This window comes from Streptomyces sp. NPDC030183 (assembly GCF_055573455.1).
In genome coordinates this window covers 218,146-237,527 of sequence record NZ_JBVIBK010000006.1, presented here as the reverse complement: position 1 = coordinate 237,527, position 19,382 = coordinate 218,146, and the positions used below count along the sequence as shown (strand labels likewise).

Annotated in this window: 17 protein-coding genes and 3 tRNA genes; 10 read left to right on the top strand and 10 right to left on the bottom strand. The window is 70.9% G+C overall.

The genetic code is table 11. The features are described 5' to 3' along the window. Nucleotides 1-109: 109 nt before the first annotated feature. On the top strand, nt 110-1,204 hold the full coding sequence (locus ACZ4Z2_RS09680) for a Leu/Phe/Val dehydrogenase (protein ID WP_468074086.1): 1,095 nt from the start codon (nt 110-112) through the stop codon (nt 1,202-1,204). A gap of 313 nt (nt 1,205-1,517) precedes the next feature. After that, nucleotides 1,518-1,772: a DUF3073 domain-containing protein gene (locus tag ACZ4Z2_RS09675; RefSeq protein WP_390953169.1), complete on the top strand. Its 255-nt coding sequence runs from the start codon at nt 1,518-1,520 to the stop codon at nt 1,770-1,772. Nucleotides 1,773-1,970: 198 nt separating this feature from the next. Here the strand turns inward: ACZ4Z2_RS09675 and purM are convergent, their stop codons facing one another. From purM to purS, 8 genes are all read right to left on the bottom strand, one after another. Next, nucleotides 1,971-3,053, bottom strand: coding sequence for a phosphoribosylformylglycinamidine cyclo-ligase (gene purM / locus ACZ4Z2_RS09670; protein WP_468074084.1), 1,083 nt, complete (start codon nt 3,051-3,053; stop codon nt 1,971-1,973). Between the two features lie 51 nt (nt 3,054-3,104). Further along, entirely contained in the window at nt 3,105-4,631 is a 1,527-nt protein-coding gene (purF, locus tag ACZ4Z2_RS09665; protein ID WP_468074083.1) for an amidophosphoribosyltransferase, read from the bottom strand. 84 nt (nt 4,632-4,715) lie between these two features. Further along, nucleotides 4,716-5,540 carry an META domain-containing protein gene (locus ACZ4Z2_RS09660; RefSeq protein ID WP_468074081.1) on the bottom strand — a complete coding sequence of 275 codons (825 nt, stop codon included), beginning with the start codon at nt 5,538-5,540 and terminating at the stop codon, nt 4,716-4,718. Between the two features lie 55 nt (nt 5,541-5,595). After that, nucleotides 5,596-6,393: a maleylpyruvate isomerase family mycothiol-dependent enzyme gene (locus ACZ4Z2_RS09655; protein WP_468074079.1), complete on the bottom strand. Its 798-nt coding sequence runs from the start codon at nt 6,391-6,393 to the stop codon at nt 5,596-5,598. A gap of 10 nt (nt 6,394-6,403) precedes the next feature. Next, nucleotides 6,404-7,681 (bottom strand): hypothetical protein, encoded by a 1,278-nt coding sequence (locus ACZ4Z2_RS09650; RefSeq protein ID WP_468074077.1) that lies wholly within the window; start codon nt 7,679-7,681, stop codon nt 6,404-6,406. 346 nt (nt 7,682-8,027) lie between these two features. Continuing rightward, nucleotides 8,028-10,286 (bottom strand): phosphoribosylformylglycinamidine synthase subunit PurL, encoded by a 2,259-nt coding sequence (gene purL, locus ACZ4Z2_RS09645; protein ID WP_468074075.1) that lies wholly within the window; start codon nt 10,284-10,286, stop codon nt 8,028-8,030. After that, nucleotides 10,283-10,963 (bottom strand): phosphoribosylformylglycinamidine synthase subunit PurQ, encoded by a 681-nt coding sequence (purQ, locus tag ACZ4Z2_RS09640; RefSeq protein WP_468074073.1) that lies wholly within the window; start codon nt 10,961-10,963, stop codon nt 10,283-10,285. The genes purL and purQ overlap by 4 nt, the downstream gene beginning before the upstream one ends. Beyond that, nucleotides 10,960-11,223: a phosphoribosylformylglycinamidine synthase subunit PurS gene (gene purS / locus ACZ4Z2_RS09635; protein WP_055514060.1), complete on the bottom strand. Its 264-nt coding sequence runs from the start codon at nt 11,221-11,223 to the stop codon at nt 10,960-10,962. The genes purQ and purS overlap by 4 nt, the downstream gene beginning before the upstream one ends. Before the next feature lie 341 nt (nt 11,224-11,564). On the opposite strand from purS, the gene ACZ4Z2_RS09630 reads away from it, so the two are divergent. The 8 genes from ACZ4Z2_RS09630 (at nt 11,565) to ACZ4Z2_RS09595 (ending at nt 16,531) form a co-directional block, all read left to right on the top strand. Continuing rightward, nucleotides 11,565-11,882, top strand: a complete 318-nt coding sequence (locus ACZ4Z2_RS09630; protein ID WP_468074071.1) for a histone-like nucleoid-structuring protein Lsr2 — start codon at nt 11,565-11,567, stop codon at nt 11,880-11,882. Between the two features lie 274 nt (nt 11,883-12,156). Next, nucleotides 12,157-12,228: transfer RNA gene (locus tag ACZ4Z2_RS09625), tRNA-Gly, on the top strand. Nucleotides 12,229-12,306: 78 nt separating this feature from the next. Next, nucleotides 12,307-12,379 (top strand) — tRNA-Gly (locus ACZ4Z2_RS09620). A gap of 128 nt (nt 12,380-12,507) precedes the next feature. After that, nucleotides 12,508-13,539 (top strand): ABC transporter ATP-binding protein, encoded by a 1,032-nt coding sequence (locus ACZ4Z2_RS09615; protein ID WP_468074070.1) that lies wholly within the window; start codon nt 12,508-12,510, stop codon nt 13,537-13,539. Next, nucleotides 13,536-14,324 (top strand): ABC transporter permease, encoded by a 789-nt coding sequence (locus ACZ4Z2_RS09610; RefSeq protein WP_468074068.1) that lies wholly within the window; start codon nt 13,536-13,538, stop codon nt 14,322-14,324. The genes ACZ4Z2_RS09615 and ACZ4Z2_RS09610 overlap by 4 nt, the downstream gene beginning before the upstream one ends. Before the next feature lie 12 nt (nt 14,325-14,336). Then, nucleotides 14,337-15,800, top strand: a complete 1,464-nt coding sequence (locus ACZ4Z2_RS09605; protein WP_468074066.1) for a sensor histidine kinase — start codon at nt 14,337-14,339, stop codon at nt 15,798-15,800. Continuing rightward, nucleotides 15,797-16,432 (top strand): response regulator, encoded by a 636-nt coding sequence (locus ACZ4Z2_RS09600; protein WP_468074064.1) that lies wholly within the window; start codon nt 15,797-15,799, stop codon nt 16,430-16,432. Before ACZ4Z2_RS09605 ends, ACZ4Z2_RS09600 begins: the two co-directional genes overlap by 4 nt. A gap of 23 nt (nt 16,433-16,455) precedes the next feature. Continuing rightward, nucleotides 16,456-16,531 (top strand) — tRNA-Gly (locus tag ACZ4Z2_RS09595). A gap of 34 nt (nt 16,532-16,565) precedes the next feature. On the opposite strand, the gene ACZ4Z2_RS09590 is transcribed toward ACZ4Z2_RS09595, so the two are convergent. Together ACZ4Z2_RS09590 and ACZ4Z2_RS09585 are read right to left on the bottom strand one after the other, a co-directional pair. After that, a complete protein-coding gene (locus tag ACZ4Z2_RS09590) occupies nt 16,566-17,465 on the bottom strand; it encodes a phosphoribosylaminoimidazolesuccinocarboxamide synthase (protein WP_468074062.1) in 900 nt (299 codons plus the stop codon). Nucleotides 17,466-17,690: 225 nt separating this feature from the next. Further along, entirely contained in the window at nt 17,691-19,193 is a 1,503-nt protein-coding gene (locus ACZ4Z2_RS09585; RefSeq protein WP_468074060.1) for a N,N-dimethylformamidase beta subunit family domain-containing protein, read from the bottom strand. Between the last annotated feature and the right edge of the window lie 189 nt (nt 19,194-19,382).

Sequence of the window (19,382 nt, the reverse complement as noted above, 5' to 3'; positions counted from 1 at the left end):
GGCTCTAATCTCATGCTCACAGCCCCCGCCACCTCCCCCACAGCCAAAAGCCCGGGGGGACCCAGCGGAACTGTCACCAACCGCCGCTTCTTACCCAGGAGTCACCACAGTGACCGAAGTATCTGACGGCGTCCTGCACACCCTGTTCCACTCGGACCAGGGCGGTCACGAGCAAGTCGTGCTCTGCCAGGACCGGGCCAGCGGCCTCAAGGCCGTCATCGCCCTCCACTCCACCGCACTGGGCCCCGCCCTCGGCGGCACCCGCTTCTACCCGTACGCCACCGAGGCCGAGGCCGTCGCCGACGCCCTGAACCTCGCGCGCGGGATGTCCTACAAGAACGCCATGGCCGGGCTCGACCACGGCGGCGGCAAGGCCGTGATCATCGGCGACCCCGACCGGATCAAGAGCGAGGAGCTGCTGCTCGCGTACGGGCGGTTCGTGGCCTCGCTGGGCGGCCGGTACGTCACCGCGTGCGACGTCGGCACCTATGTCTCCGACATGGACGTCGTGGCCCGCGAATGCCGCTGGACCACGGGCCGCTCCCCCGAGAACGGCGGCGCCGGGGACTCCTCCGTCCTCACCGCGTTCGGGGTCTACCAGGGCATGCGGGCCTCCGCCCAGCACCTGTGGGGCGACCCCTCGCTGCGCGACCGCAGAGTCGGCGTCGCCGGCGTCGGCAAGGTCGGCCACCACCTCGTCGAGCATCTGCGGGCCGAGGGCGCCGAGGTGATCGTCACGGACGTGCGCGAGGACGCCGTACGCCGGATCCTCGACCGGCACCCCGAGGGGGTCACCGCCGTCGACGACACCGAGGCGCTGATCCGCGTGGAGGGGCTCGACATCTACGCCCCGTGCGCGCTCGGCGGGGCGCTGAACGACGACTCCGTGCCCGTGCTGACCGCCAAGGTGGTGTGCGGCGCGGCCAACAACCAGCTCGCCCACCCCGGCGTCGAGAAGGACATCGCGGACCGCGGGATCCTCTACGCGCCGGACTACGTGGTGAACGCCGGCGGCGTCATCCAGGTTGCCGACGAACTCCACGGGTTCGACTTCGAGCGGTGCAAGGCGAAGGCCGCGAAGATCTTCGACACCACGTTGGCAATATTCGCACGTGCGAAGACGGATGGTATTCCGCCGGCCGCCGCGGCCGACCGGATCGCCGAGCAGCGGATGCAGGAGGCGGCCGCCGCGCGCGGACGCTGACGTTCCGCGGGCACGCCCACGCGAGGGTCGCACGGGATGCCCCGGTACCCGCCGACGGCTTTAGAGAGAACTCTCACTTCCGTCGGCGGGTCGTCCGCCAAGAAACGGTTAAAATCGCGGTTGACCAGCGGGGACGGGGCTCCTCGCAGGTTCTGGGCACGGCCACGTCCTGCGGGCGACGTACCGTATGGGCGCGGGCTCAGGTACCGTGGAAGCCCTACGGACCGGTCTCTCCATGGAGAGCCCGTTCTAGATCATGAACGCGTGTCAAGACTCTGGGGCCGTCGAGCCCCGTCACCGAGGGGGTCGAGCCATGGGGCGCGGCCGGGCCAAGGCCAAGCAGACGAAGGTCGCCCGCCAGCTGAAGTACAACAGCGGTGGGACTGACCTGTCGCGTCTGGCCAGCGAGCTGGGCGCATCGACTTCGAGCCAGCCTCCGAACGGCGAACCGTTCGAGGACGACGAAGACGACGACGACCCGTACGCGCGGTACGCGGAGTTGTACAACTCCGACGACGACGAAGACGAGGACGACTCCGGTCCTGCGTCCCATCGCCGCGGGGCTTGACCGTCCACCTGCGCTTCACCCGGTCCGAGCGGATAACGCCGGACCGGGTTTTGTGCGGTTGCGCTCCGCTTGAGGGGCCGGGCGCCTTGTAGCTCGGGGGTCACCGTCCGTCGGCGCCCGCGGGTTTCGTTGTGGCTGGTCGCGCAGTTCCCCGCGCCCCTTCAGGCGGCTTAGCCGCCGTCGGGGGCGCCTTCCTCATCAGCCTCGGGCGTAGTCGTTCACCAGTTCCGCGCCCGTCGTGTGGGTGCCTCGGTCGGTGATCTCGCCTGCCAGCCAGGCGTCCACGCCTCGGTCCGCCAAGGTCGTCAGGGCCACGTCCGCCGACTCCTGGGGCACGATGGCGATCATGCCCACGCCCATGTTCAGGGTCTTCTCCAGCTCCAGGCGTTCGACCTGGCCCGTCCTGCCGACGAGGTCGAAGACGGGGGCCGGGGTCCAGGTGGAGCGGTCGACCGTGGCGTGCAGGTGGTCGGGGATGACGCGGGCCAGGTTGGCCGCGAGCCCGCCGCCCGTGACATGGCTGAAGGCGTGGACCTCGGCGGTGCGGGTCAGGGCCAGGCAGTCCAGCGAGTAGATCTTGGTGGGCTCCAGGAGCTCCTCGCCGAGGGTGCGCTCGAACTCGGCGATCTCGGCGTCCAGGGAGAGCCCTGCCTGGTTCAGCAGGACGTGCCGGACGAGCGAGTACCCGTTCGAGTGAAGGCCGGAGGACGCCATGGCGATCACCGCGTCACCCTTACGGATGCGATCCGGGCCGAGCAGGTGCTCCGCCTCGACCACGCCCGTACCGGCGCCGGCGACGTCGAAGTCGTCCGGACCGAGGAGGCCCGGGTGCTCGGCCGTCTCGCCGCCGACCAGGGCGCAGCCGGCCAGGACACAGCCCTCGGCGATGCCCTTGACGATGGCGGCGACCCGCTCGGGGTGGACCTTGCCGACGCAGATGTAGTCGGTCATGAACAGCGGTTCGGCGCCGCAGACCACGATGTCGTCCATGACCATCGCGACCAGGTCGTGGCCGATGGTGTCGTAGACGCCCAGCTGGCGGGCGATGTCCACCTTGGTGCCGACGCCGTCCGTGGCGGAGGCGAGCAGGGGGCGCTCGTAGCGCTTGAGGGCGGAGGCGTCGAAGAGGCCGGCGAAGCCGCCGAGGCCACCGAGGACCTCGGGGCGCTGCGTCTTCTTGACCCACTCCTTCATGAGCTCGACGGCGCGGTCGCCCGCCTCGATGTCGACGCCCGCGGCTGCGTAGCTGGCGCCGCCCTCGGCGTTGGGGGTCTCAGACATGGCTGATGAGAACCTTCGTGTCGTACTGCGGGTGAGCGGGGGGCTGCGGGCTTACGGGCGACGGATCGCGTCGGTCGCGGCCGTGGCGGCGGGCCCGGCGGCCAGCTCGGTCTCCAGGAGCTGCTTGCCGAGGAGCTCGGGGTCCGGCAGCTCCATCGGGTACTCGCCGTCGAAGCAGGCACGGCAGAGGTTCGGCTTGGCGATGGTGGTCGCCTCGATCATGCCGTCGATGGAGATGTACGCCAGGGAGTCGGCGCCCAGGGAGGTGCCGATCTCGTCGATCGTCATGCCGTTGGCGATGAGCTCGGCGCGGGTGGCGAAGTCGATGCCGAAGAAGCAGGGCCACTTCACGGGCGGGGACGAGATCCGGATGTGGACCTCGGCCGCCCCGGCCTCGCGGAGCATCCGGACCAGTGCGCGCTGGGTGTTGCCGCGGACGATCGAGTCGTCGACGACCACCAGGCGCTTGCCCTTGATGACTTCCTTCAGCGGGTTCAGCTTCAGCCGGATGCCGAGCTGGCGGATCGTCTGGGAGGGCTGGATGAACGTACGTCCGACGTACGCGTTCTTCACCAGACCCGCACCGAACGGGATGCCCGACGCCTCCGCGTAGCCGATGGCGGCCGGGGTGCCGGACTCCGGGGTCGCTATGACCAGATCGGCGTCGACGGGGGCTTCCTTGGCCAGCTTCCGGCCCATCTCCACCCGGGAGAGGTACACGTTCCGGCCGGCGATGTCGGTGTCCGGGCGGGCCAGGTACACATACTCGAAGACACAGCCCTTGGGCTTCGCTTCCGCGAAGCGGGAACTGCGCAGCCCGTTCTCGTCGATGGCGATGAACTCGCCCGGCTCGATCTCACGGACGTAGGAGGCGCCGCAGATGTCGAGGGCGGCGGACTCGGAGGCGACGACCCAGCCGCGCTCCAGCCGGCCGAGGACAAGCGGGCGGATGCCCTGCGGGTCGCGTGCCGCGTAGAGGGTGTGCTCGTCCATGAAGACGAGGGAGAAGGCGCCGCGGACCTGCGGGAGGACCTTGTGGGCCCCCTCCTCGATCGTCAGCGGCTTGCCGTCGTCGTCGACCTGGGCCGCCAGCAGGGCGGTGAGCAGGTCGGTGTCGTTGGTGGCCGCGACACGCGGCGTACGGCCCTCCTGCTTGGGCAGGTCGGCGACCATCTCGGCGAGCTGGGCCGTGTTGACCAGGTTGCCGTTGTGGCCGAGGGCGATGGAGCCGTGCGCCGTGGCACGGAACGTGGGCTGGGCGTTCTCCCAGACGGAGGCGCCGGTGGTCGAGTAGCGGGCGTGACCGACCGCGATGTGACCCTGGAGGGAACCGAGCGAGGTCTCGTCGAAGACCTGGGACACGAGGCCCATGTCCTTGAAGACGAGGATCTGGGAGCCGTTGCTGACCGCGATACCCGCGGATTCCTGGCCCCGATGCTGGAGGGCGTAGAGCCCGAAGTACGTGAGCTTGGCGACCTCTTCACCCGGGGCCCAGACACCGAAGACGCCACACGCGTCCTGGGGGCCTTTCTCACCGGGGAGAAGGTCGTGGTTGAGTCGTCCGTCACCACGTGGCACGCCACCGAGTGTAGGCGAGATCGCGCACCGGTCCGAATCCGCTGATCTCGCCCACCACCGGTCCCGACTGCGCGCCACCGCATGTCACTTGTCGGCGACCGCACCGACACCCAGGCCGTTTTCCCTGGTCAGCGTGATACTGCGGTGATCGATCCGATACTCCACCGTGCCCTTGAAAAGGCCGAGGAGGGTCCTCTCGGCGGCCATGAGTGAGTCGGAGCACATCTTGCGGGTGGTGCGCGCGTGGCCGAGGGTGATCTCCCCCTTGCTCACCGTCGCCTCCGCGGAGACCTCGTTGCAGCCGAGGCTGCCGCTGAGCGTGCCCTTCTTCTCGTCGAGGGTGAACCAGGCCTTGCCGTCGGCCTCCTCGGGGAGGGACTGGGCGACGTCGTGGTCCATGAGCGAGTCGACGCGCCACTTGGTGCCGTACAGCTCGGCGGGCTTCTCCTCGCTGAGCTTGACGGTGTCGCCGTCGGCCGTGGTGAGGGTGAGGCCGCCGTCGGCGGTCTTCGCCTTGAACGTCCCCTTGTCGAGGGTGCGGGAGAAGCTCTCCTCGAACTTCGTGGGGGCGTCGCCGCAGGCCATCTCGGTGGACTGGGCGATCTCGAAGTCGACGGAGTCGTCCTTGAAGTCGGCGGTCGAGCCGAAGGTGTTGCAGCCGTAGTTGCCGTTGACCTCGCCGTTGTCGTCGATCTTCAGATAGGCACCGTCGGGGGCCTTGGTGGTCTTCCCGTCCACGGTGAGGCTGTCGACCGTCCAGTGGACCCCGGTGACCGACTCCTTGGCGCCCGGTCCCACGGAGTCGCTGCCGGCGCCGGTACCGGACTCGGTGCCGCAGGCCGCGAGGAGCGGGAACAGGGTCAGGGCCGCGAGGGGCAGGGCGGTGCGGGTCAGTCGCTGCTTGTCCATGCCGGTGGGACGGGTGGGGTGCGTGGGCGGTTCCACCTGGTTGTTCGCGGGCGGTTCAGCTCAGCAGGGGGAGCAGCGCACTCAGGTCTGCCCGTTCGCCGCCCGCGCTGACCTTCGCCTCGTCCAGGGCGGTGGCCCAGTCCAGGCGGCCGGTGGCCATGCGGATCCAGGTCAGCGGGTCGGTCTCGACGACGTTCGGCGGGGTGCCACGGGTGTGCCTGGGCCCCTCCACGCACTGCACGACGGCGTACGGCGGGATCCGCACCTCCGTCGCGCCGCCGGGGGCGCGGGCGGCGAGGGTGTCGGCGAGCAGCCGGACGCAGGTGGCGAGGGCGTGGCGGTCGTACGGGAGGTCGAGGCCGGGGACGGCGGCGTTCAGGTCGTCGGTGTGGACGACGAGCTCGACGGTGCGGGTGACCAGGTAGTCGCCGAGCGACATGGCGCCGGCGCGGGTGTCGACGAGCCGGTCCTGCGGGGCGGCGGCGAGGCGCTCGGTGATCCGGCGCTCCGTCTCGGTGTAGAGGGCGCCGAGGTCCTGGTGGGCCTCGGCCAGGGCGTGGCTGCCCTCGGCGATGGCGTCGGCGAACGGGGCGGTGGCCGCGCCGTAGTCGAGTGGCCCTAGCTCAGCCTTCGCCGGTTCGGGCCGGTCCAGGGCCCGGCTCACGCTCTCCACCGCCATGGTGAGGTGCGCGGCCAGGTCCCGTACGGTCCACTGACCGAGCCGGGTGGGCAGCGCGAGCTGCTCAGGCCCGAGGCCGCTCACCGCTTCTCGCACGGTCGCGAACTGGGCCAGCACGGCCTTGCGGGTCTTGGCGGGGTCGTAGGCGCGGGGGCGTTTCCTGGCCGGGGGCATGGTGGGGAGCCTATGCGGAGGGGAGGTCGGAGGGGGCGGGGAAAGTGATGTCCTCGCAGTCCCGGGCGGCGGTGACGCGGTCGACGTAGGCCCGGAAGAGGGCGCGGAGGCGGGGTCCGGCCACGTCCGCGTACGAGGTGCTGACGCCGAGGGTGTGGACGGCGGGCTCGCCGGCGCAGGTGGAGGAGGCCCACCAGACGGAGCCGGAGAACTGGCCGGCCGTGCCGGGTTCTATGCGGCTGCCGCGGTCGCCGAAGGACGTCGGGGTGACCTCGCGGGCCTCGTCCCCGAAGAAGGAGTCGGTCTGGAGGTGCCACGGGGAGTCGTCCAGCACGTCGTCGAGGTCGGGGACGCGCTCCCCGGACAGGGTCGGCCACGCCCGCTTCCCCCGGGCCGGGCTCGCCGCGAGCAGGCAGGTCTCCTTGAAGCTGTGCTCGCCCGCCGGTGAGGCGAGCGCTCGGTCCGGGAGGCGGGCGTCGTCCCCCTGGGCCCGCAGGAAGTCGGCGTACCAGCGGCAGGAGCCCTCCGCCAACGCGGCGTCCTTCAGCTCGGGGTCCGGGATCCAGAGGCGGGCGAAGGTGCCGGGCAGCCGCTGCTCGGGGGTGCAGCGGACGTGGTCTGCCGCCTTGTACGCGGCGTCGGCGGCCAGCCGGATGAGGGTCAGGCGGTCCTGGAAGGAGACGTCGTCGTAGTCGGCCTGGGTGCGTACGTTCACCGAGGTGATGTCGTTCGTCGGCTTCTCGCAGGTGACCTTGAAGGTGACGCTCTCGTCGTCGTAGTACCCGAGCCGTCCGTCGTCCTCGCCCGGGTTGTCCAGGGGGTGGCCGGGTGAGTGGTCGGCCCGGCGGGTCACGTCGAGGGGGGCGGGTGCGGTGAGGTCGGAGCGGGACTGCCGCAGGAACGGGTGGACCGCCGCACCGACGACGTTGGTCTCCCGCTCGGCCGGGTTCGTCCAGACCTCCATCTCGAAGTGCCCGTACGTCGTCCCCGGCTCGCCCACCCGGTAGATCACACAGCGGCCCGGCGTCGTGTCCTTCGTGAACCACTCGGTGGCGTCGCTGCCCTGCACGGCGCGGGCCGTGCCGCCGTGGAGGCCCAGGACCCGGTCGGGGTCCGCGAGGCCCGCGCAGGCGTCGGTGATCCGCGCCCGGCTGGCCTGCCGGTCCCGGTGCTCCTCGGCCTCCAGCCACACCGCCCAGCCGCTCAGGCCGATGCCGGCGGCGGCCGTGAGGGCGACGCAGCGGTTGAAGGCGTCGCGCGGGCGGCCGCCCCGGGCGGGGAACCTCACCCGCTTCCGTGCGCCATCAGGTGCTTCCACCGCTCCCCCGTACCGACTGCTCGCACCTGGTTCCCCGTGAATGCCAGGTCCCCCGAAGCTAGGCCCTGTCGTCAAATTCCCGCCGTCGCCCGAAGGGCGGCCTCGCGGCGTCAGGTGCGTGCTCTCGGCGTGCCGGGCCCTGACCCGTGTACGGGACCGTACTCGGGTCGGGGCCCGGTGCGTCGAGAGCGCGTGCATGGCGTCGCGGGGTAGGCGGGAATGTGACGACAGGGCCCAGCACCGGCCTCTGACAGCGCCCGTACGAAGGCCCCGCCCGGACAGCCGGGCGGGGCCGAAGTGCCGTACGGCAGCGGGGTTACGCCAGCAGTGCCGGGATCGTGCCCTCGTGCGCGGTGCGCAGCTCCTCCAGGGTGAGGGTGAACTCGCCCTGGACGTCGACGGTGTCGCCGTCGACGACGCCGATGCGGGTGCCCGGGAGGCCCCGGGCGCCGCACATGTCGTTGAAGCGGACCTCCTCCGAGCGGGGGACGGCCACGACGGCGCGGCCGGCCGACTCCGAGAGCAGGAAGGTGAAGGCGTCCAGACCGTCGGGGACGATCAGGCGGGCGCCCTTGCCGCCGAGCAGGGCCGACTCGACGACCGCCTGGATGAGGCCGCCGTCGGACAGGTCGTGCGCGGAGTCGATCATGCCGTCGCGGGAGGCGGAGATCAGGATCTCGGCGAGCAGACGCTCACGCTCCAGGTCGACCTGCGGGGGCAGACCGCCGAGGTGGTCGTGGACGACCTGGGACCAGGCCGAGCCGCCGAACTCCTCCCGGGTGTCGCCGAGGAGGTAGAGCAGCTGCCCCTCCTCCTGGAAGGCGACCGGCGTGCGGCGGGCCACGTCGTCGATGACGCCGAGGACGGCCACGACCGGCGTCGGGTGGATGGCGACCTCGCCCGTCTGGTTGTAGAGCGAGACGTTGCCGCCGGTCACCGGGGTGCCCAGCTGCTGGCAGGCGTCCGCCAGCCCCCGCACGGCCTCCGCGAACTGCCACATGACCGCCGGGTCCTCGGGCGAGCCGAAGTTCAGGCAGTCGGAGACGGCGAGCGGCTTGGCGCCGGTGGTGGCGACATTGCGGTACGCCTCCGCCAGGGCCAGCTGGGCGCCGTGGTACGGGTCCAGCTTGGCGTAGCGGCCGTTGCCGTCGGTGGCGATGGCGACGCCGAGGCCGCTCTCCTCGTCGACCCGGATCATCCCGGAGTCCTCGGGCTGGGCGAGGACCGTGTTGCCCTGCACGAAGTGGTCGTACTGGGAGGTGATCCAGGACTTGGACGCCTGGTTCGGGGAGGCGACCAGCTTCAGGACCTGGTCCTTCAGCTCCTCGCTGGTCTCCGGGCGGGGCAGCTTGTTCGCGTCGTCCGCCTGGAGCGCGTCCTGCCAGTCCGGGCGGGCGTAGGGGCGCTCGTAGACCGGGCCGTCGTGGGCGACGGTGCGCGGGTCGACGTCGACGATCTTGCCGCCGTGCCAGAAGATCTCCAGGCGGTCGCCGTCGGTCACCTCACCGATGACGGTGGCGATGACGTCCCACTTGTCGCAGATCTCCAGGAAGCGGTCGACCTTGTCGGGCTCGACGACCGCGCACATCCTTTCCTGCGACTCGCTCATCAGGATCTCCTCGGGGGAGAGCGTCGAGTCGCGCAGGGGGACGTCGTCGAGGGTGACGCGCATGCCGCCGGAGCCGTTCGACGCCAGCTCGCTCGTCGCGCAGGACAGGCCCGCCGCGCCGAGGTCCTGGATGCCGACGACCAGCTTCTCCTTGAACGCCTCCAGGGTGCACTCGATGAGGAGCTTCTCCTGGAAGGGGTCACCGACCTGCACGGCCGGGCGCTTGGAGGGCTTGGCGTCGTCGAAGGTCTCGGAGGCCAGGATGGAGGCGCCGCCGATGCCGTCACCGCCCGTGCGGGCCCCGTAGAGGATGACCTTGTTGCCGGCGCCGGACGCCTTGGCGAGGTGGATGTCCTCGTGCCGCATGACGCCGATGGCGCCGGCGTTGACCAGCGGGTTGCCCTGGTAGCAGGCGTCGAAGACGACCTCGCCGCCGATGTTGGGCAGGCCCAGGCAGTTGCCGTAGCCGCCGATGCCGGCGACGACGCCCGGCAGGACGCGCTTGGTGTCCGGGTGGTCCGCGGCACCGAAGCGCAGGGGGTCCACGACGGCGACCGGGCGGGCACCCATCGCGATGATGTCGCGCACGATGCCGCCGACGCCCGTGGCCGCGCCCTGGTAGGGCTCGACGTACGAGGGGTGGTTGTGCGACTCGACCTTGAAGGTGACCGCGTAGCCCTGGCCGACGTCGACGACGCCGGCGTTCTCGCCGATGCCGACGAGCAGGGCGTCCGACTGGGGCGCCTTCTCGCCGAACTGGCGCAGGTGCACCTTCGACGACTTGTACGAGCAGTGCTCGGACCACATGACGGAGTACATGGCCAGCTCCGCGCCGGTGGGGCGGCGGCCGAGGATCTCGACGACCCTCTCGTACTCGTCCTTCTTCAGGCCCAGTTCGGCCCAGGGCAGCTCGACGTCGGGGGTCGCGGCCGCGTGCTCGACCGTGTCCAGAGGCGTCCGGCTCATGCGTTGACCAGCTTCTTGAGGATCGAGGTGAAGAAGGGGAGGCCGTCGGTGCGGCCGGTGCCGATGAGCGGCTCCACGGCGTGCTCCGGGTGCGGCATCAGGCCCACGACGTTGCCGGCCTCGTTGGTGACGCCGGCGATGTCACGCTGGGAGCCGTTGGGGTTGAAGTCGAGGTAGCGGAACGCGACCCGGCCCTCGGCCTCCAGCTTGTCGAGGGTGTAGTCGTCGGCGACGTACTGCCCGTCGTTGTTCTTCAGCGGGATGTGGATCTCCTGGCCGGCCGTGTAGTCGGTGGTCCAGGCGGTCTCGGCGTTCTCCACCCGCAGCTTCTGGTCGCGGCAGATGAAGTGCAGGTGGTCGTTGCGCAGCATCGTGCCCGGCAGGAGGTGGGCCTCGGTGAGGATCTGGAAGCCGTTGCAGATACCGAGGACCGGCAGTCCGGCCTTCGCCTGCTCGATGAGCGGCTCCATCACCGGCGAGAAGCGCGCGATGGCACCGGCCCGCAGGTAGTCGCCGTAGGAGAAACCGCCGCACAGCACCACGGCGTCGACCTGGTGGAGGTCCTTGTCCTTGTGCCACAGGGCGACGGGCTCGGCGCCCGCCAGCCGGATCGCGCGCTGGGTGTCCCGGTCGTCGAGGCTGCCGGGAAAAGTGACGACGCCAATACGTGCGGTCACTTTCCTGCCTCCACGACTTCCTCCACCTTCACGGTGAAGTCTTCGATCACGGTGTTGGCGAGGAACGATTCCGCCAGTTCATGGATGCGGGCGAGCGCGGCGTCGTCCACCGGTCCGTCCACTTCCAGTTCGAATCGCTTTCCCTGACGTACGTCGGAGACGCCCTCGAAACCGAGGCGCGGCAGCGCGCGCTGCACCGCCTGGCCCTGGGGGTCGAGGATCTCCGGCTTGAGCATGACGTCGACTACGACGCGTGCCACTGGCACTCCCGGTGTGTGGTGCTGAGCAGGTCCCTTCAGACTACCCGCACAAAATTTCTACGCGAGTAGATTCGTAGGAATCTACAGACATTCCAGGTGATGGCCGTCACGATCCGGCATCGGGTGATCCTCTTCGTGAAAACTTCCGGGAAAGATCCCCCGACCCTATTGCGCGACGGACACGCCAGCGGATTAAGTCTGTCCTCACATTGCAATGCGGAGCCCTGTACAAATGAATTGGCAATAGCCGATACTTTGCCCAAATAACAGCCGGACAGACGACATCACCGGGACGTAAGGGCACGTCAACGGAGAGATGTCGCACGAAGGGACCGATATTCGTGGCGCAGCGTGTCGTGGTCACTCTCTCCGACGACATCGACGGCTCGGAAGCGGCGGAGACGATCGCCTTCGGACTCGACGGCAAGTCGTACGAGATCGACCTCAACGAGGCCAACGCCGAGAAACTGCGTAAGGCGCTCGCGCCCTACGTCGAGGCCGGCCGCAAGCGGTCGAAGTCGGGCAAGGCGTACAAGCAGACCCAGGTGGCCCCCGACCCCGCGGCCGTCCGCGCCTGGGCCATGGCCAACAAGCTGGAGGTCCCGGCACGCGGCCGGATCCCCAAGAAGGTGTACGAGGCGTTCGCCGACGCCCAGTGAGCCGCGTCGCGGTGAGCGGCACCGGGTGAACCCTGTGGGGTGAGCCGAGTGGGGCGAGCCGCGTCGGGTCAGCGGCGCCGGGCGAGCCTCTGGGACGAGCCGCGAGCCGCCCGGGGCGAGCTGCGTGAAGCCGCCCTCAGTGTCCGTCAGCGGACCCTGGGGGCGGCCGACTTGGCCCCCGGCGACAACCGACTTGCGTTGCACCCCCGCCGATCAGCTAGAGTCTGGAGCACGCCGAGGGGCAAGGCCGAAAGGCCCGGCTCACCGGAGTCACGCGGGTGTAGTTCAGTAGCAGAACATCCCCCTTCCAGGGGGAAGGCGCAGTGTGCAATTCCTGTCACCCGCTCTGATCACTTACCGAGCATCCTTCTGGATCAGGTAATGTGGTCTGCGCGCCGATCGGTGGGAGCCGGTCGGAGGCAATGCGGACGTAGCTCAGTTGGTAGAGCGCAACCTTGCCAAGGTTGAGGTCGCGAGTTCGAGCCTCGTCGTCCGCTCTTGAATGAAGACCCCGGTTCACTGGACCGGGGTCTTCTGCGTTCCCGGATCTTCCTCTGACATTTGTCATGGCGACCGGTGACAGCGCGCACTGCTCCGCGGCCCCCACCGCCGGGATGCTGGGTGCATGGAAACGAACGGGCACGAGGACGTGATCGAGGTCACCGACCTGCGGCGCGTGTACGGGGGCGGTTTCGAGGCCGTACGGGGAATCACGTTCTCCGTGGGCCGGGGCGAACTCTTCGCACTTCTGGGCACCAACGGCGCGGGCAAGACCTCCACGGTCGAACTACTGGAAGGACTCGCCGCGCCGTCCGGCGGACGGGTGCGGGTGCTCGGCCACGACCCGTACACCGAGCGCGCGGTCGTACGGCCCCGGATCGGTGTGATGCTCCAGGAGGGCGGCTTCCCCTCCGAGCTGACCGTCGCCGAGACGGTCCGGATGTGGGCGGGCTGCACCAGCGGTGCGCGTCCCGTCGGCGAGGCCCTGGAGATCGTCGGGCTCGGGCGCCGGTCCGGGGTACGGGTCAAGCAGCTGTCCGGTGGCGAGAAGCGGCGCCTGGACCTCGCCCTCGCGCTCCTCGGACGCCCCGAGGTGCTCTTCCTCGACGAGCCCACCACCGGCCTCGACGCCGAGGGACGCCAGGACACCTGGGCACTCGTCCGCGACCTGCGCGCGCAGGGCACGACCGTGCTCCTCACCACGCACTACCTGGAGGAGGCGGAAGGGCTCGCCGACCGGCTCGCCATCCTCCACGAGGGAAGCGTCGCCGTGACGGGCACCCCCGCCGAGGTGACCGCCTCCCAGCCGTCCCGCATCTCCTTCGAACTGCCCGACGGCTACTTCCTCGGCGACCTCCCGCCCCTCGGCGAGCTGGGCGTCACCGGCCACGAGGTCGAGGGGCGCACGGTGCTGCTGCGCACGACCGAACTCCAGCGGGCCGCCACGGGGGTGCTGATGTGGGCGGAGCGGGCGCGGGTCGAACTCCGGCGCCTCGAAGTGCGGTCGGCCTCACTGGAGGAGGCGTTCCTGCGGATCGCGCGGGAAACGGCGGCCCGGGCCGGAACGGCGGCCGGTACGGGGACCGGAACCGGGGTGGGTACGAACGACAAGGCGCTGACGGGCACGAAGGCCCGCGAGGACGGGGTGAGCGCATGAGCACCGTGACCGACACCGGCGGTACGACCCTGAAGGGCCGGATGACCGCGCTCGCCCGGGCCGAGCTGACCCTGCTGGGGCGCAGCCGGGCCACGCTGGTCACCGCGCTCTTCGTGCCGCTGCTGCTCCCGCTCAGCGTGCGGTCGGCGACCGACCAGATGGATTTGGACGAGGCCGGGCTCAGCGTCGGCACGGTCATGCTGCCCGCCGCCGTGGGCTTCTCCCTGCTGTTCGCGGTGTACGCCGCCCTCACCAACGTCTACGTCGTCCGCCGCGAGGAACTGGTGCTCAAGCGGCTGCGGACCGGGGAGCTGCGCGACCCGGAGATCCTGGTCGGCGCCGCCCTGCCGGCCGTCGGCATCGGGTTCACGCAGTGCGTGCTCCTCGCGATCGGCTGCACGGTCCTGCTCGACCTCGGGGCGCCGCCCGCACCGCACCTCGCCCTGCTGGGCCTGCTGTCGGGGATCGTGCTGTGCGTGGCGCTGGCCGCGGTGACGGCGAGCTTCAGCCGTACCGCCGAGAGCGCGCAGGTGACCAGTCTGCCGGTGATGTTCGTCTCGCTGCTCGGCTCAGGGGTCACCGTCCCCCTCGAAGTGCTGCCCGACCGGGTGGCGTCCGTCTGCGAGCTGCTGCCGCTCTCCCCGGTGATCACACTGGTGCGCGGCGGCTGGACCGGTGCCCTCACCGCGTACGAGGCGCTGGGGGCCGTCGCCACCGCGCTGGCCTGGACCGTGCTGGCGGTGTTTGCTGTACGGCGGTGGTTCCGCTGGGAGCCGCGCCGATGAGGGGAGTTGGCCATGCGGGGGCCGAGGGCCTGGTGGCGGGGGAAGAGCACACCGGCGAAGGTGGAGACGTACACCCGGTGGTCGTTCTACGCGTTCCCGCTGATCGAGATCGTCTCGTTCGGGGTGCCGGTGCTGGGGAAGGTGCCGATGCCGCAGGCGGGCTGGCTGTTCGCGCTGCTCGCCGGGCACGGAGCGTTCGGTGCGCTGACCGGGGCCCGGGCCCTCGACTGGGTGCGGGACGTCCGTGACCACCAGCCGCTCGGGCTGATGTGGGCTTTCGCGGTGGTCAGCGGGTTGATCGGAATCGTGGTGTGCGCGATGGTCGGCCGGGTGGGCGACGACGAGGCGGACGCCGCGCTGGGCGGGATGTTCGCCGGTGTCATGGTCTTCGGTATTGGCATGATCACGCTCGGCGTGCGCAGGCGGCGGAGCGCGCTGTATCTGAGCGCGGGATGCGCCGCGGGCTCCGCGATCCTGAGCCTGGGTGCGGGCGTCGGTGCGTCCGAGGCGCTGGCCGCGGCGATCGCCGTCCTGCTCGGCACGGGGTTCTTCGCCTTCACCTCCGTCTTCTCCGTCTGGCTCCTCAAGGCCGTCTACGAACTCGACGCGGCCCGCGAGACCCGCGCCCGGCTCGCCGTCGCCGAGGAACGGCTCCGCTTCGGGCGCGATCTGCACGACGTGATCGGGCGCAACCTCGCGGTCATCGCCCTCAAGAGCGAGCTGGCCGTCCAGCTGGCCCGCCGCGAACGGCCCGAGGCCGTCGACCAGATGGTCGAGGTCCAGCGGATCGCGCAGGAGTCCCAGCGCGAGGTCCGGGACGTCGTACGGGGCTATCGCGAGGCCGACCTGGGCATCGAACTCGCCGGTGCCCAGGGCGTCCTGGAGGCGGCCGGCATCGCGTGCTCGGTCAGCGGGGCGGACACCGCCGGGCTGCCCGGCGAGGTGCAGTCGGCGCTCGCCTGGGTGGTGCGCGAGAGCACGACGAACGTGCTGCGGCACGGCAACGCCGGTCAGTGCAAGGTGGTGCTGGAGATGACGGAGGGGCAGGTGGTGCTGACCGTGGAGAACGACGGGATACGGGCCGACGGGGACGGTGGGCGTGCTGTGGAGCACGCCGTGCGTTCCGTCGGCGCCGGGTCCGGCCTCGACGGACTGCGGGAGCGGCTCGCGATCGTGGACGGGACGCTGGAGGCGGGGCCGGTGGACGGGGAGGCGTTCCGGGTGGTGGCCCGGGTACCGCTGGAGCCGGGGGCTGCCTCGTGTCCGGCGACGGGGTCGGGGCCCGGGCCGGTGGGCGCGTCAGGGGCGGGGTCTGGTGCGGGATCCGGGCCGGTGGGCGCGTCAGGGACGGGGCCGGGTGCGGGATCCGGGCCGGTGGGCGCGTCCGGCGGGGGACTGGGGGAGGCGCCCGGTGCTGCCGGCCGGAACACCCCGCTCTCCACCGGCGCCGGCGTCGTCCCCGAGGTCGCGTCATGACCGCCGTACCCGAGGCGGGGCGGCGGCCCGTGCGGCTGCTGCTCGCCGACGACGAGCATCTGATCCGGGGGGCGCTGGCCGCGCTGCTGTCCCTGGAGGACGACATGCTGGTGGTCGCCGAGGCGGCGAGCGGACCGGAGGCGCTGGCGATGGCCCGGGCGCACGAACCGGACGTGGCGGTGCTCGATCTCCAGATGCCGGGGGCGGACGGTGTGAGGGTGGCCACATCCCTGCGGGCGGAGCTGCCCGGCTGCCGGGTGCTGATCGTCACCGGCCACGGCCGGCCCGGGCATCTGAAGAGGGCGCTTGAGGCGGGTGTGCGCGGGTTCGTGCCGAAGACGGTCAGCGCCCAGCGGCTCGCGGAGATCATCCGTACCGTGCACGCGGGAAACCGCTACGTCGACCCCGAGTTGGCCGCCGACGCGATCTCCTCCGGGGATTCGCCGCTGACCGCCCGGGAGGCGGAGGTGCTGGAGCTGGCCGCCGACGGGGCGCCCGTGGTGGAGATCGCCGAGCGGGCCGCGCTGTCCCAGGGGACCGTCCGGAACTATCTGTCGTCGGCCGTCTCCAAGCTCGGGGTGGAGAACCGGCATGCGGCGGTACGGCTCGCACGGGAGCGAGGTTGGGTATAGTTGCTCTCGCGCCACGGCGCACTGCGGACGTAGCTCAGTTGGTAGAGCGCAACCTTGCCAAGGTTGAGGTCGCGAGTTCGAGCCTCGTCGTCCGCTCCAGAAAAGGCCCCCGGTTCCCCGGGGGCCTTTCGCGTTACGACCAGCGCGTGCCCGTCAGACGCTCGTACGCCTCCACGTACTTGGCGCGGGTGGCCGCGACGATCTCCTCCGGGAGCGGCGGCGGGGGCTGCTCGCTCGCCCGGTCCCAGCCGGACTCGGCGGACGTCAGCCAGTCGCGGACGAACTGCTTGTCGAAGCTCGGCTGGGCACGGCCCGGCTCCCACTGGTCGGCGGGCCAGAAGCGGGAGGAGTCGGGGGTGAGGACCTCGTCGGCGAGGACGAGGGTGTCGTCCTCGTAGCCGAACTCGAACTTGGTGTCGGCGAGGATGATGCCCCGGTCGCGGGCGATGGAGCGGGCGCGGCTGTACACGGCGAGGGTGGTCTGCCGCAGCTGGGCGGCGGTCTCCGCGCCGACCTGGCGGGCGACCTCCTCGTAGCTGACGTTCTCGTCGTGCTCGCCGACCGCGGCCTTGGTGGCCGGGGTGAAGATCGGCGCGGGCAGCTCGGAGCCGTCGACCAGGCCCTCGGGGAGGGCGAGGCCGCAGACCGTACGGCTCTCCCGGTACTCGGCGAGACCCGAACCGGTGAGGTAGCCGCGGGCGACCGCCTCCACCGGGACCATCCGCAGGGACTTGCAGACGAGGGTGCGGCCGGCCCAGTCGGCGGGGGCACCCTCGGGCAGTTCGGTGCTCAGGACGTGGTTGGGGACCAGGTCGGCGAGCTGGTCGAACCACCACAGGGACAGCTGCGTGAGGACGCGTCCCTTGTCGGGGATCTCCGTCGGCAGCACCCAGTCGAACGCGGACGTTCGGTCGCTGGCGACCATCACGAGGTCGCCCGCCTCGTTCTGGTACAGCTCGCGCACCTTGCCGGTGTGCAGGTGCACCAGGCCCGGAACCTGGATCGGCTCAGGCTTTTCTACGAATCCGGACACGGTTCCTCCCCGTGGTGATGTCCAAGTGGCTCGATTGTCCCGTATCGGGGCGACCGGTCTTGGCCAGGGGGCCGGTGAGGGCGTTCGGGCGCGTTGTCTTCGGCGGGGTCAGGGGCATGGTCTTCGGAGGGTCAGGGGCATTGTCTTCCGGGGGTCAGGGGCATTGTCTTCCGCGGGTCAGGGGCATTGCCGTGGGCAGGGTCAGGCGCATTGTCGTCGGCGGGATCAGTCCCGTTTGCAGATGCGGTCCAGGAGATTGGCCGTGGCCCGTTGGATACGGGTGTCGACGTGGCCCGGGCGGTCCAGGGCCGGGGACCAGGCGAACGTTCCGGATGCGAAGACCCAGGCGCCGGAGGGGGCTCGGTAGAGGGAGGTCTCCTGGTGGCGGAGGATGCCTTCGGGGCCCCGGTACGGGGAGTGGGCGAGGAGGATGCGGCCCTGGTGCTCGGGGAGCGCGGTGCGGGGGAAGTAGCGGTCGGCCTCGCCGGCGACCATGCCGTGCAGCTCATCGCCCTCGTGGGCGCCGGTCGCGTCCCAGAGCCAGTGGTCGGCGTTGCGCACGACCAGGGGGTGGGGTTCGGGGACCCGGCCCTCGTACTGGATGCCCATCAACTGCTGCTCGGGGCGGTCGATTTCGCGCCACAGTGCGGGTTTTCCGGGGCCCCGGCGTTTTCGGCAGGTGAGGAGCCGGTCGGGGACACCGGACGGGGACGGGCCCAGCTCCACCTGCCAGTACATGGTGTTGGAGGAGAGGAAGACCAGCGAGATCCCGCTGTCCCGGGCGAACTCGGCGGTACGCCGCATCTGCGGCGACCAGTATTCGTCGTGGCCCGGGAAGACCAGCCCCCGGTAGCGGGTGGGGTCCACGCGCCCGGAGTGCAGATCGCGCGCGTCGGCGTACGCGATGTCGTAGCCGTAGCGCTCGGCCCAGCGGATGAAGTCGTAGGCGTGGCCCACATGGAGGGGCAGGCCCGCGCCGGCGTACGGGCGGTCGAAGGAGACGGTCGTCGCGGCGTGGGACTCGCCGAGCAGCCGGCCGTCCTCGTCCCAGGCGTGGTAGAAGCTGGCGCCGGTGCGGCCGTCCTCCGGATACAGGTTGTACGCCTGCCAGGTGATGTCGGGCAGCAGGAGCAGCAGGTCGGCGGGCTGGTCGTCGCGGACCGTGAACGGCACGTGGGAGCGGTAGCCGTCGGCGGTGGTCAGGACCGCCACATACGCGCCGATGCTCCAGTAGCTCGGGATCTGCAGCCGCCAGGAGAGCCACCAGTGGTGGCAGGAGACCGTGCGGTCGGCGGTCAGCGGCGGGGGCTGGACGATGCCGGAGAGACGAGGGCTGGTGGTGATCTTCGCGGCGCCGTCGCCGCCGTAATGGCCGACGCGGTAGATGTCGACGGTGAATTCCTGGGGCGGGTCCACGGTGATGTGGAAGTCGATGGACTCGCCGGAGGCGGCGGCGCCGGTCGCGGTGAACCCCTTGATCTGTCGCCGCACGTCGTCGGCGGAGCGGGGGCCCGGGGTCGAACGCGGGGCCGGGATGCGGGGGTCGGCGGCCTGGCCGCGCGGCGGCAGCGCCCCTGGGTCCACGTACCAGGGGACGACCTGGCCCGTGTCGTCGAAGTACGTCACATGACCCCGTAGCCAGGGGACGGGGCCCTGGCCGAAGGGGTCGTTCACGGCGTGCGCGAGTGCGCCCGATTCCCATCGGCGGACGCGGTGCTCCGTGCCCATCAGTTCTCCCCTCCCTCGCCCCCGTGAGCCGTCACCAGCCGGTGCCGTGTGCGGCCGCCGTGTGTCGGTGCTGCGTGTCGCCTGTGCGGTGTGTCGGTGCTGCGTGTCGCCTGTGCGGTGTGTCGGTGCTGCGTGTCGCCTGTGCTGTAGGTCGGTGCTGTGCCTGTGCTGTGGGTCGGTGCTGTGCCT